Origin of the sequence: Paraburkholderia largidicola, from assembly GCF_013426895.1 — a bacterium.
Lineage (GTDB): Bacteria > Pseudomonadota > Gammaproteobacteria > Burkholderiales > Burkholderiaceae > Paraburkholderia > Paraburkholderia largidicola.
In genome coordinates, this window is the sequence record NZ_AP023174.1 from 575,298 (window position 1) to 588,249 (window position 12,952).

Annotated in this window: 10 protein-coding genes; 8 read left to right on the forward strand and 2 right to left on the reverse strand. The window is 64.4% G+C overall.

Annotated elements, in window-relative coordinates:
• Positions 1 to 74: 74 nt before the first annotated feature.
• From PPGU16_RS02535 to PPGU16_RS02550, 4 genes are all read left to right on the forward strand, one after another.
• Positions 75 to 1,592 (forward strand): DegQ family serine endoprotease, encoded by a 1,518-nt coding sequence (locus PPGU16_RS02535; RefSeq protein ID WP_180721561.1) that lies wholly within the window; start codon positions 75 to 77, stop codon positions 1,590 to 1,592.
• 232 nt (positions 1,593 to 1,824) lie between these two features.
• Positions 1,825 to 2,322 (forward strand): carboxypeptidase regulatory-like domain-containing protein, encoded by a 498-nt coding sequence (locus PPGU16_RS02540; protein ID WP_180721562.1) that lies wholly within the window; start codon positions 1,825 to 1,827, stop codon positions 2,320 to 2,322.
• A gap of 345 nt (positions 2,323 to 2,667) precedes the next feature.
• Complete coding sequence (locus tag PPGU16_RS02545; protein ID WP_243460566.1) at positions 2,668 to 3,123, forward strand: DUF427 domain-containing protein; 456 nt, start codon at positions 2,668 to 2,670, stop codon at positions 3,121 to 3,123.
• A 33-nt stretch (positions 3,124 to 3,156) separates the two neighbouring features.
• The gene (locus tag PPGU16_RS02550) at positions 3,157 to 3,909 is read left to right on the forward strand and encodes an SRPBCC family protein (RefSeq protein WP_180721563.1); all 753 of its coding nucleotides are present in this window, start codon (positions 3,157 to 3,159) and stop codon (positions 3,907 to 3,909) included.
• A gap of 28 nt (positions 3,910 to 3,937) precedes the next feature.
• Here the strand turns inward: PPGU16_RS02550 and PPGU16_RS02555 are convergent, their stop codons facing one another.
• A complete protein-coding gene (locus PPGU16_RS02555) occupies positions 3,938 to 5,008 on the reverse strand; it encodes a helix-turn-helix domain-containing protein (RefSeq protein ID WP_243460567.1) in 1,071 nt (356 codons plus the stop codon).
• Positions 5,009 to 5,156: 148 nt separating this feature from the next.
• Here PPGU16_RS02555 and PPGU16_RS02560 point away from each other — a divergent pair, with 148 nt between their 5' ends.
• Positions 5,157 to 5,786: a cysteine hydrolase family protein gene (locus PPGU16_RS02560; RefSeq protein ID WP_180721565.1), complete on the forward strand. Its 630-nt coding sequence runs from the start codon at positions 5,157 to 5,159 to the stop codon at positions 5,784 to 5,786.
• Between the two features lie 103 nt (positions 5,787 to 5,889).
• Here the strand turns inward: PPGU16_RS02560 and PPGU16_RS02565 are convergent, their stop codons facing one another.
• The gene (locus PPGU16_RS02565; RefSeq protein WP_180721566.1) at positions 5,890 to 6,525 is read right to left on the reverse strand and encodes a TetR family transcriptional regulator; all 636 of its coding nucleotides are present in this window, start codon (positions 6,523 to 6,525) and stop codon (positions 5,890 to 5,892) included.
• A gap of 427 nt (positions 6,526 to 6,952) precedes the next feature.
• Here PPGU16_RS02565 and PPGU16_RS02570 point away from each other — a divergent pair, with 427 nt between their 5' ends.
• The 3 genes from PPGU16_RS02570 to PPGU16_RS02580 are packed head-to-tail and all read left to right on the forward strand — an operon-like array spanning position 6,953 to position 12,923.
• Positions 6,953 to 8,182 (forward strand): efflux RND transporter periplasmic adaptor subunit, encoded by a 1,230-nt coding sequence (locus PPGU16_RS02570; protein ID WP_180721567.1) that lies wholly within the window; start codon positions 6,953 to 6,955, stop codon positions 8,180 to 8,182.
• An 18-nt stretch (positions 8,183 to 8,200) separates the two neighbouring features.
• The gene (locus PPGU16_RS02575) at positions 8,201 to 11,404 is read left to right on the forward strand and encodes an efflux RND transporter permease subunit (RefSeq protein ID WP_180721568.1); all 3,204 of its coding nucleotides are present in this window, start codon (positions 8,201 to 8,203) and stop codon (positions 11,402 to 11,404) included.
• A gap of 1 nt (position 11,405) precedes the next feature.
• Entirely contained in the window at positions 11,406 to 12,923 is a 1,518-nt protein-coding gene (locus tag PPGU16_RS02580; RefSeq protein ID WP_180721569.1) for an efflux transporter outer membrane subunit, read from the forward strand.
• Positions 12,924 to 12,952 lie beyond the last annotated feature (29 nt).

Genomic DNA, 12,952 nt, shown 5'->3' on the forward strand with positions numbered 1-12,952 from the left:
TTAAGATTGATTTAAGCGACGCCACGTACTCTTCGCTTCATCAAAGAGTCAACTCTCCCAATCAGGAGTCCACGATGAAAGCAAAAATACTGACCCGTAGCGCCGTTGCGGCGGCCGTCGTTATCGCATTGTCGGCGGGCTACGTGGCCGGTCATCGCAACGTGCCTGCGCCCGAGGTGATCTCACCCGCGGCCGCCGCGATGATGCCTGCGGAAGCCGCGGCGAAGACGGGCATTCCCGATTTCTCGGGCCTCGTCGAAACGTATGGTCCCGCGGTCGTCAACATCAGCGCGAAGCATGTCGTGAAGCAGACGGCGATGCGCGGCGGCAATGGCAATAACAGCGGTCAGCTTCCCATCGATCCGAGCGATCCGTTCTATCAGTTCTACAAGCACTTCTTCGGCCAGATGCCGGGCGGCCCGAATGGCGGCGGTGGTGGTGGTGGCGATGACGGCGACCGTCCGAGCGCGAGCCTCGGCTCGGGCTTCATCATCAGCAGCGACGGCTATGTGCTGACCAACGCGCACGTCGTCGACGGCGCGAACGTCGTTACCGTCAAGCTCACCGACAAGCGCGAGTACAAGGCGAAAGTGGTCGGCGCGGACAAGCAGTCGGACGTCGCCGTGCTGAAGATCGACGCGAAGGATCTGCCAACCGTGAAGATCGGCGATCCGCGCTCGAGCAAGGTCGGGCAGTGGGTCGTCGCGATCGGCTCGCCGTACGGTTTCGACAACACAGTGACGTCGGGCATCATCAGCGCGAAGTCGCGCTCGCTGCCGGACGAGAACTACACGCCGTTCATCCAGACCGACGTGCCCGTAAATCCGGGTAACTCGGGCGGCCCGCTGTTCAATCTGCAAGGCGAAGTGATCGGCATCAACTCGATGATCTATTCGCAGACGGGCGGCTTCCAGGGCCTTTCGTTCGCCATCCCGATCAATGAGGCGATGAAGGTCAAGGACGATCTCGTGAAGACGGGTCATGTGAGCCGCGGCCGTCTCGGTGTCGCCGTGCAGAGCGTGAACCAGACGCTGGCGGATTCGTTCGGCATGAAGAAGCCGCAAGGCGCGCTCGTCAGTTCCGTCGATCCGGGCGGTCCGGCGGCGAAGGCAGGCTTGCAGCCAGGCGATGTGATCCTGTCGGTGAACGGCGTGGACGTCGCGGACTCGTCGGCGCTGCCGTCGCAGATCGCGGGCATCAAGCCGGGCTCGCAGGCCGACGTTCAGGTGTGGCGCGACAAGTCGACGAAGGAGCTGAAGGTGACGATCGGCTCGCTATCGGACGCGAAGGTCGCTTCGAACGACGATAGCGGCCCGGCGCAGATGCAAGGTCGCCTCGGCGTTGCCGTGCGTCCGCTCACGCCGCAGGAAAAGAGCGGCGCGTCGGTGTCGCACGGTCTGCTGGTGCAGGATGCGAGCGGCGCGGCAGCCAGCGCCGGCATCCAGCCGGGCGATGTAATTCTGGCCGTCAACGGACGGTCGGTGTCGAACATCGACCAGTTGAAGCAGGCGGTGTCGGCGGCGGGCAACAGCATCGCGCTGTTGATCCAGCGCGATAACTCGCAGATCTTCGTGCCCGTCGATCTCGGCTAAAGCTGCAAACGCGGCCGTGCTGGCCGGCGCCATGGGCGCCGGCCGGTAAAAGCTGCCGGTGATGGTAAAAATGGAAGGTATGCAGATCGCTTACGACGCGCGTTGCAAAGGAAACAGGCCCGATTTTCGGGCCTGTTTCCTTTGTGGGACTTGATGGGGCGGGATGGGCATGCAGATTGCGTCCGGATAGGCGTTAAAACCGTTTGGGGTTTGCCCAACAAGGAGCCACGCAATGACTCATCGTCGTATCGTCGCCCGCGCCGTTTCGGTTGCGGCCGCGACAGTTCTCACGCTCGGCCTGTCGGGCGGCGCGTACGCGCAACAGGCAAGCGAAGTCACGGGCGGTACCACCTCGGACAACACCAGTGCGGGCAACGTCAACGGCGAGGGCCTGCCGCAAGTGCAGCAACAGGGCGACGTGTCGTACACGTCGGGCGGCGTCGGCCTCGATGAATCGAAGGCGCTGCAGGCTGCGCAGAGCCAGTGGCCGTTGTCGCTGCGCTTCACGGGTCCGGGTTCGGACTTTCTCGCCGATGTGAAGGTGAAGATCGTCGACGCGCACGGCGGCAGCGTACTCGACACCACGTCGCGCGGGCCCTACATGCTGGTCAAGCTGCGCCCGGGCCGCTACACGGTGCACGCGGCGTACAAGGAAAACGATCAGTCGAAGCCCGTCACCATTCCGGCAAAGGGGACGGCAAAGGCCGCTTTCTACTGGAAGACACAGTAAGCGATGCGAAAGAAAAGGGGCGAAAAGGCGGCGCAAACGCGGGTCGACGGCGCGCGTCGAGTCGCCGCCGCGCCGCCAGCAACGGCCGCGACGCGGCGCGCGCGCATCGGCAATCGGTAGAGACCCGATGCTCCCAACGAAGCGCGCGCAATCGCGGCGCGTTTGGTCAATAATGAAGCCACGGACACGCTCCGTGGCTTCTGTGTTTTCGGAGCCGACGCTGCGCGGCCGGGGACACGCCTGCCGCACGACGACAACGAGGCGGCGCGTGCCTGGAGAGCCGGGCTGGCGGCGGAGCCAGCTGATCGGAGCGTGCGCGAACGTGCCAGCAGCGGAGCGGATCACATGAACGATGCCCCATCCGGCGGAAGCGCCGAAGACGCGGACAGCGGCAGTACCGTGCACGGCAGCCTTGCGTCCGGCAGTGCGCCAGCGCACGGAGGCGACGCAGGAGCGGGGCATACGATTTCCATCACGGCCAACCGGCATCGCGTACGGGTGATCCATCAAGGGGTGACCTTCGCAGACACGCATGCCGGGTTCACGCTGTGTGAAACAGGATGTCCCGACGTGTTTTATTTCCCGCGAGCCGATGTCAATATGGCGCGGCTCGAGCGATCGACTCACACGTCTCAATGCCCGTTCAAGGGCGAAGCGTCGTATTACCATCTGCGCACGGAAGACGAGACGATCGAGAATGCAGTGTGGAGCTATGAAAACCCACTGGAGCGGGTGAAGCAGATCGCGGGGTATCTTGCGTTTTACGCATCGCGTGTCGACCGCATCGATCAGACGTCTTGATCCCGCAGTCGCACGGTTATCGGGGAGGCTGCCATGGAATTGAACGACGCGTTGAGAGTGCCGCTGGCGCCGTCCGAAGTCTGGGACGCGCTGCAGGATCTCGCGTTGCTGCGCGCGAGTCTCGACAATTGCGAGTCCTTGCGCCGGCTCCAGGGCGGCGAATATCTGCTGACGATGACGGTGCCGCTCGGACCGCTGCGCGCGCACTATCAGATACGCGCGCACGTCGCGAGCGAGGACGGCGCGAACAGCGCGAAGCCGCATCGCACGCTCAACTTCAAGGCGCGCGCCGAGGGCGTCGGCTCGCTGCGCGGACAGATCGACGTGTCGCTGCGCAACGACGATCATCTCCATCTGCATCTTCCTGGCCGCGGGCCGAGCACGCGCATCGACTATTCAGTGTGGGCGACGTCGACAGGACCGCTCGCGCAACTGCCCGCGCGTCAGATCGAAAACGCGCTACACGAACTGGCGGACGACTTCTTCACCGAGTTCTGCGCGGTCGTGCAGGCGAAGCACGGCAAAGGGCCGAACCGCGCGACGGGCACGCAAGGGCGGCGCCAGCACGTGTTTCTGCGGCCGATCAGCCTGTCGGGCGTGGCGCGTCGCGCGCGGCTGCACGACCATCATCAGGGCAGCGCGCTGACCGGTCGCGCCGCGCACTCGCTGCTGCACGGTCTGCATCACGAGCATGATCCGCATGTGCTGCCGAACTGGGCGTGGGCGGCGATGATTTTCTTCGTCGCGCTGCTGCTCTACGTCGCGCGGTACTTCACGCAAGGCTAGTCTTTATCTCCGCTGTGCGCGCGGCGGTTCACACGCCGCGAAACTCCCTGCGCCACGCGGATGGCGACGTCCTGAACGTGTCAGTGAAATGCTGGCGCAGCGACGCCGTCGAGCCAAATCCCGCCATTCCCGCAATCGACTCGATCGACTCGTCGGTGCTTTCGAGCAGCTGCTGCGCACGCGCGAGCCGCTGCGCCAGCAGCCACGCGCTCACGGTCGTTCCCGTCGCTGCCTTGAAGTGCCGCGTGAACGTGCGACGGCTCATCGCGGCGCGCCCGGCGAGGGAATCGAGCGTATGCGGCGCGTCGAGCGTGCCGTTCACCCAGTCGAGCAGCGCGGACAAGCGGTCGCCACGCAGGTCGTGTGGCATGGGCTGCTGCACGTATTGCGCCTGACCACCCTGGCGATGCGGCGGCACGACGAGGCGTCGCGCGATGTAGTTCGCGCTTTGCGCGCCGCACAGCTTGCGCACCACATGCAGACAGCAGTCGAGCCCCGCCGCCGTACCCGCCGACGTGAGGATGTCGCCGTCGTCGACATACAGCACCTGTGGATCGACCTTCACGTTTGGAAAGCGCCGCGCGAAGTCGGCGGCCCATGCCCAGTGCGTGGTCGCCGGACGTCCGTCGAGCAGGCCTGCGGCGGCGAGCACGTAGGCGCCGAGACACAGGCCGACCAGTTGTGCGCCACGTGCGTGCGCGGCGCGCAATGCGTCGAGCAGTGGTGCGGGCGGAGGTTCGTCGGGATCGCGCCAGGTGGGAACGATGATCGTGTCGGCGTCGGCGAGCGCGTCGAGACCGTGCGTCGCGGCGATCGAAAAGCCTGCTGTCGTCGAGAGCGGGCCGGAGTCGATCGAGCAGACGCGGAACGCGAAGCCGAGCACGCCGCCGTCGCTGCGATCCTCGGCGAACACGACACACGGCACGGACAGGTGGAACGGGCTGATGCCGTCGAAGGCGACGGCGGCTACGACATGGGGTGTCTTCGGCGCGGTGCGGCACACCTCGGGTTCCTGGCCGCGGGGACTCGCGTGGGATGTCCGCTGCTTTGCTGGTTGTGAAGCAGCCTTTAGAGCATGGGTTGCAGCGGCGCGGGCCATGGTGGCCTCCCAGTCGAAAATGCGAATGGCCCAATCCTAGCGAAAATTGTCATTCGGGTCACTGTCGCGCGACGGGCGGAACGCGAACAATGCGCACATCGCGGCTGCAACCGCCAGCCGCCGACTTCAACCATCACGGAGAGTTGCCATGCCGACGCCCCGCCGCGCCCTGATCGTCATCGATGTCCAGAACGAGTACGTGACGGGCGACCTGCCGATCGAATACCCGGACGTGCAGACGTCGCTCGCGAACATCGGCCGCGCGATCGACGCGGCGCATGCCGCGCAGATTCCCGTCGTCGTCGTGCAGAACTTCACGCCGCCCGGCTCGCCGATCTTTGCGCGCGGCAGCGAAGGCGCCGAACTGCATAACGTGGTCGCATCGCGCGAGTACGATCACCACGTCGAGAAAGCGCTGCCGAGCGCGTTCACCGACACCGATCTGGCGGACTGGCTCGCTGCGCGCGAGATCGACACGCTCACCGTGGTGGGCTACATGACGCACAACTGCGATGCGTCGACGATCGTTCACGCGCTGCATATGGGTCTTGCCGTCGAGTTCCTGCACGATGCGACGGGCTCGGTGCCGTATGAAAACAGCGCGGGTCTGGCGAGCGCCGAGGAAATCCATCGCGTGTTCAGCGTCGTGCTGCAGTCGCGCTTCGCAGCTGTCGCGAGCACGCAGCAATGGATCGGGGCCGTGCAGTCGGGTGGTCAGCTGGAACGCGGCTCGATCTACGCGTCGAACCAGAAGGCGCGCGCGAAGGCAGCGGCTTGAGCGAACGGAAAATGAAGTGAGAAGGGCGGCCGGCTTGCCGGCGCTCGCGCGGCGCACCCGCTTTCAGGGCTGTGCGCCGCCATGAAGTGGTGTGAAAGCGCGCTCAGGCGCCCATGCGCAGCGCCGGGCTGCGCAACGCATCGATCATGCTTTCGACCATCTGCCGCGCATGCCGGCCGAAGTCCAGCACTTCCGGCACGAACAGCATGTCCTTCAACGATCCGCTGATGAACGCGTGCACCATCGACGCCGCCACGGGCACGTTCATGTCGGCGGGCAACTGGCCTTTGGAAATCGCGTTGCGCATGCCCGCCTGGATGCTCGCGAGGCTCTCGCGCATCGTGTTCTGATAGCGCGCCATCACGGGCCCCATCTCTTCGACGAACTCGCACTTGTGAAACAGGATGTCGAACACCCGGCGGCGGTGCGGGTCGTTCGCGGTGTCGCGCAGACAGACGGTGCAGATGTCGATGAGGCGGCCAAGGGGATCGGCTTCGTTCGGATCGACGGAAGCGGCTTTCAGTTCATCGAGCGGCAGCAGCACGCGGTCGAACATTTCTGTGAAGAGCTCGCCCTTGTTGGCGAAGTGCCAGTAGATCGCGCCACGGGTGACGCCTGCCGTCTGCGCGATCTCGGCCAGCGAAGTGCGCGACACGCCTTTTTCCGAAAATACCTGTTCTGCTGCATCGAGGATGCGAGTGCGCGTCTCCTGCGCTTCTTCCTTGGTTCGACGGACCATTCTTATTGCCCTGCAGTAAATGCGGGGTTTCCCCTGACGTTTTTAAACGCGCCTGATAAAGATCATTTCACGCGCACGTTAATGCCTGGCAGATCTTCCGGAGGAAACCCATTTCCTTGGTTGAACGCACTTTTACGTGCATTCATGAATGTATATATAATAGCACCCCATCGATCGGATGGCTTACGTTTGGGTGAACGGTTAAGATCCGTCACTGTTGTCTTTGCAAGCATCTTTGCGCTGTCTCAAGAAATGGGCGGCGCGGTGCGGCATTTCCCGGTTTGGCGCATTTCGCAGTGAATGCACCGCAGGAAGCAGCATTCGTGAGCGTCCGGTCATGGCGTCTTCGAGACGCCAATTTGCGCAGCCTTCTCCGGAGAGAGATGCACGCACTTTTTCCTTCTCAGTCTTTGACAGAGGTCGCTCCATGCGCGTCGAACGGGTTCCATTCCGCTTACTCACTGCCGCGACGGCTGCCGTAATGCTGGCAGCATGCGGACCAAAACAATCAGCACCTCCGCCTCAAACCCCTGAAGTCGGCATCGTGACGGTCCAGCCGCAAGCCGTGCCTGTCGTCACCGAATTGCCGGGCCGCACCAGTGCGTTCCTCGTCGCGCAGGTGCGCGCGCGGGTCGACGGCATCGTGCTGCGCCGCGAGTTCACGGAAGGCACGCAGGTCAAGGCCGGCCAGCGTCTGTACAAGATCGATCCGGCGCCGTACATCGCGACGCTGAACAACGCGAAGGCGTCGCTCGCGAAGGCCCAGGCTAACCTCGTGTCGACCACCGCACAGGCCAATCGCTTCAAGGTGCTGGTCGCGGCGAACGCGGTGTCGAAGCAGGACTACGACAACGCCGTCGCATCCGAAGGCCAGGCTGCCGCTGATGTCGCGGCCGGCAAGGCCGCCGTCGATACCGCGCAGATCAACCTCGGCTACACGGACGTCGTTTCGCCCGTCACGGGCCAGGTCGGCATCTCGCAGGTGACGCCGGGCGCATACGTGCAGGCGAGCCAGGCGACGCTGATGTCGACCGTGCAGCAACTCGATCCCGTCTACGTCGACGTCACGCAGTCGAGCCTCGCGGGCCTCAAGCTGCGCCGCGACATCCAGTCGGGCCGGCTGAAGACCTCGGGTCCGGACGCCGCGAAGGTCGAACTGGTGCTCGAAGACGGCCGCGTCTATTCGGATAAGGGCAAGCTGCAGTTCACCGACGTCACCGTCGACCAGGCCACGGGCTCCGTGACGATTCGCGCGATCTTCCAGAACAAGGATCACGTGCTGTTGCCGGGCATGTTCGTGCGCGCGCGCATCGAGGAAGGCGTCAACGAAAGCGCGCTGCTGGTGCCGCAGATCGGTGTCACGCACGACCAGAAGGGTCAGCCGACAGCACTCGTCCTCAATAAGGAAGACAAGGTCGAGCTGCGCACGCTGCAGGCTACGGCGACCTACGGCCAGTACTGGGTCGTCGAAGGCGGCCTGAGTGCGGGCGACCGTGTGATCGTGAACGGCGTCGACAAGGTGCGTCCGGGCGCAACGGCCAAGGCCGTGCCGGCGCAACTGCCGCCGTCGCCCGCTTCGGACGCAGCCGCGTCGGCTCCGGCCGGCGCACAGGCAGCCAGCGGCGCGGCCGCGGCCTCTGCTGCATCGGGCGCGTAATCAAAGGGAGCCTGTTTCATGGCAAAGTTTTTTATCGATCGCCCGATCTTCGCGTGGGTGATCGCCATCATTCTGATGCTGGCGGGTCTGGCGTCGATCTTCACGCTGCCGGTTGCGCAATATCCGACGATTGCGCCGCCGGCCGTGCAGATCAGCGCGACGTATCCGGGTGCATCGGCGAAGACGGTTGAAAACACCGTCACGCAGGTGATCGAGCAGCAGATGAGCGGCCTCGACCACTTGCTGTACCTGTCGTCGACTTCCGACGACTCGGGTACGGCCACCATCACGCTGACGTTCGCGGCGGGCACCAACCCCGACATCGCGCAGGTTCAGGTGCAGAACAAGCTGCAGCTCGCGACACCGCTGCTGCCGCAAGCAGTGCAGCAGCTCGGCACGAAGGTGACGAAGTCGAGCAGCAGCTTCCTGCTGGTGATGGCGTTCGTGTCGACCGACGGCAGCATGAACAAGTACGACCTCGCGAACTACGTCGCGTCGAACGTGCAGGACCCGGTCAGCCGTATCGACGGCGTGGGTACGGTCACGCTGTTCGGCACGCAGTACGCGATGCGGATCTGGCTCGACGCCAACAAGCTGACCAACTTCGGCTTGACGCCTGTCGATGTTCAGGCCGCGCTGCAGGCGCAGAACGTTCAGGTGGCGGGCGGCTCGCTCGGCGGCACGCCGTCGGTGCCGGGCCAGTTGCTGCAGGCGACGATCAGCGAAGCGACGCTGCTGACCACGCCCGAGCAGTTCGGCAACATCCTGCTGAAGGTCAACCAGGACGGCTCGCAGGTGCGCCTCAAGGACGTCTCGCACATCGAGCTGGGCGGCGAAAACTACAACTTCGACACCAAGTACAACGGTCAGCCGACGGCGGGCTTCGGTATCCAGCTGGCGACGGGCGCGAATGCGCTGGCGACGGCGAAGGCCGTGCGCGACAAGATCGACCAGTTGTCGAAATACTTCCCGCACGGTCTCATCGTGAAGTATCCGTACGACACGACGCCGTTCGTGCGCCTGTCGATCGAGGAAGTGGTCAAGACGCTGCTCGAAGGTATCGTGCTGGTGTTCCTGGTCATGTACCTGTTCCTGCAGAACCTGCGCGCCACGCTGATCCCGACGATCGCGGTGCCGGTGGTGCTGCTGGGCACGTTCGCGATCATGAGCGCCGTCGGCTTCTCGATCAACGTGCTGTCGATGTTCGGTCTCGTGCTCGCGATCGGCCTGCTGGTGGACGATGCGATCGTGGTGGTGGAAAACGTCGAGCGGGTGATGTCCGAGGAAGGCTTGTCGCCACGCGAGGCAACCCGCAAGGCGATGGACCAGATCACGGGCGCGCTGATCGGCGTGGCACTGGTGCTGTCCGCGGTGTTCGTGCCTGTGGCGTTCTCGGGCGGTTCGGTCGGCGCGATTTACCGGCAGTTCTCGCTGACCATCGTCGCGGCGATGGTGCTGTCCGTGCTGGTCGCGTTGATTTTGACGCCGGCGCTGTGCGCGACGATTCTCAAGCCGATTCCGCAGGGCCATCACGAAGAGAAGAAGGGCTTCTTCGGCTGGTTCAACCGCAACTTCGACAAGAGCCGCGACAAGTATCACTCGGGCGTGCACCACGTGATCAAGCGCTCGGGCCGCTGGCTCATCATCTATCTGGTGGTGATCGTCGCGGTGGGTCTGCTGTTCGTGCGTCTGCCGAAGTCGTTCCTGCCGGATGAAGACCAGGGCACGATGTTCGTGCTGGTGCAGACGCCGTCGGGCTCGACGCAGGAGACTACGGCGCGCGCGTTGAAGGACGTGTCCGACTACCTGCTCAACGATGAAAAGAGCATCGTCGAATCGACCTTCACCGTGAACGGCTTCAGCTTCGCGGGCCGCGGCCAGAACGCCGGTCTCGTGTTCGTGCGGATGAAGGACTACGCGGAACGCCAGCATGCGAACCAGAAGGTGCAGGCGCTGGTGGGCCGGATGTTCATGCACTTCGTCGGCTACAAGAACGCGACTGTGTTCCCGGTCAATCCGCCGTCGATTCCCGAACTGGGTACGGCGTCGGGCTTCGACTTCGAACTGCAGGACCGCGCGGGTCTCGGCCACGACAAGCTGATGGCGGCGCGTAACCAGTTGCTCGGCATGGCGTCGAAGGACCCGATGCTCGCGCAGGTGCGTCCGAACGGCCTGAACGATACGCCGCAGTTCAAGGTGTCGATCGATCACGAGAAGGCGGCGTCGCAAGGCGTGAGCCTCGCGGCCATCGACCAGACGTTCTCGATTGCCTGGGCGTCGCAGTACGTGAACAACTTCCTCGATACGGACAGCCGGATCAAGAAGGTGTACGTGCAGGCCGACCCGCGTTTCCGCATGACGCCGGAAAACCTGAACGACTGGTACGTGCGCAACTCGGCGGGCACGATGGTGCCGTTCTCGTCGTTTGCCAGCGGCCAGTGGACCTACGGTTCGCCGAAGCTCGAACGCTACAACGGTATCTCGGCCGTCGAAATCCAGGGGCAGGCGTCGCCGGGCAAATCGACGGGTCAGGCGATGACCGCGATGGAAGCGCTCGCGGCGAAGCTGCCGGCGGGTATCGGCTACGAATGGACGGGTCTGTCGTTCCAGGAACGTCAGTCTGGTTCGCAGGCGCCGATTCTGTACGGTATCTCGATCCTCGTCGTGTTCCTGTGTCTTGCCGCGCTGTATGAAAGCTGGTCGATTCCGTTCTCGGTGATCATGGTGGTGCCGCTCGGCGTGCTGGGCGCGCTGCTCGCCGCGACGCTGCGCGGGCTGGAAAACGACGTGTTCTTCCAGGTCGGTCTGCTGACTACGGTGGGTCTGTCCGCGAAGAACGCGATTCTGATCGTCGAGTTCGCGCGCGAACTGCAGCAGGGCGAAGGCATGGGGCCGGTGGAAGCGGCGCTCGAAGCGGCGCGTCTGCGGCTGCGCCCGATCCTGATGACGTCGCTCGCGTTCATTCTCGGCGTGCTGCCCCTCGCGATCAGCAACGGCGCGGGCTCGGCAAGCCAGCACGCGATCGGTACGGGCGTGATCGGCGGTATGTTGACGGCGACCTTCCTCGCGATTTTCATGATCCCGATGTTCTTCGTCGTGATTCGCGCGAAGTTCACCGGCGACAAGGAAGACCCGGACGAAGCGATGAAGCACTACAACGAGCACCATCCGCATGACCCGCAGGGTGGCAGCGGCCCGGGCAACGCTGGCGGAGGACATTGAGATGCCTAAATATTCTTTGATGGCAGTGGCCGTCGCGCTCGTCGCCGCGGGCTGCACGATGGAGCCGAAGTATCACCAGCCGGCCGCGCCCGTGTCGGGCGCCTTCCCGAGCGACGGCGTCTATGCGACGCAGCCCGTGCCCGGCGCGGGCGCGCGTTCGGCGAACGGCCAGACGGCCGTCGATATCGGCTGGCGCGATTTCTTCGTCGATCAGCGTCTGCAACAGCTGATCGAGATCTCGCTGAAGAACAACCGCGATCTGCGCGTGTCGGTGCTGAACATCGAGGCTTCGCGCGCTCAGTATCAGATCGTACGCGCGGCGCTGATGCCGACGCTCGACGCGTCCGCGTCACAGTCGAAATCGCGCACGCCGAAGGACCTGTCGTTCCTCGACCGGACGATCTCCAACCAGTATTCGGTTGGCCTGAACGCATCGTGGGAAATCGACTTCTTCGGCCGCATCCGCAGTCTGAAGGACCAGGCGCTGGCGGAGTATCTGTCGACGGCGCAGGCGCGCAAGGCGGCGGAGATCGCGCTGGTCGCATCGGTGGCGGATCAGTATCTGACGGTGCTGTCCTTTGACGATCTGCTGACAGTCACGGAGAACACGCTCAAGACCGCGCAAGAGTCGTATCGCATCACAAAGCTGCAGTACGATACGGGCACGGGTTCTGAGTTGGATCTGCGTCAGGCTGAGACGGTCGTCGAGCAGGCGAAAGCGGATCTGCAGTCGCAGGCGCGTCTGCGCGCACAGGCTGAGAATGCGCTGGTCCTGCTGGTCGGCGAGCCGTTGCCGCGCGATCTTCCGGGCGGTCTCACGCTCAACGACCAGGACCTGCTGACCGACATCCCCGCTGGTTTGCCGTCGGATCTGCTGACGCGCCGTCCCGATATCGCCGAAGCCGAGCAGAACCTGCTCGCGGCGAACGCGAATATCGGCGCGGCGCGTGCGGCGTTCTTCCCGCGCGTCTCGCTGACGGGCAGCTTCGGCACGCTGAGCCCGACGCTCGGCGGGTTGTTCAAGCCGGGCTCGGCGGCGTGGAGTTTCGCGCCGCAGATCACGCTGCCGATATTCGAAGGCGGCCAGAACAAGGCGAACCTCGATCTCGCGACGGTACAGAAGAACATCCAGATCGCGCAGTACGAGAAGGCGATCCAGACCGCATTCCGCGAAGTCGCGGACGGGCTGGCCGCGCGCGGCACGTACGATCAGCAGATCGCGGCGCTCGAGCGCAACACGTTTGCGGAGCAGCGCCGTCTCGATCTGTCGGACCTGCGCTACCGAAACGGCGTCGACAGCTATCTCTCCGTGCTGACCGCGCAGACCGGCCTGTACGACGCGCAGCGATCGCTCATCACGGCACGCACGGCGCGCCTGACGAACCTCGTCGATCTGTACAAGGCGCTGGGCGGTGGATGGATCGAGCACGCGGGCGAACAGCCGCGTCCCGCCGACGCACCCGTCGATTATGGTGCAGCGAGCGCGCCCGTTGCCGCTTCGGCGGCGACGGCGGGTTGAGGGCCTCGGGCTCGATCGACAGCCAATTC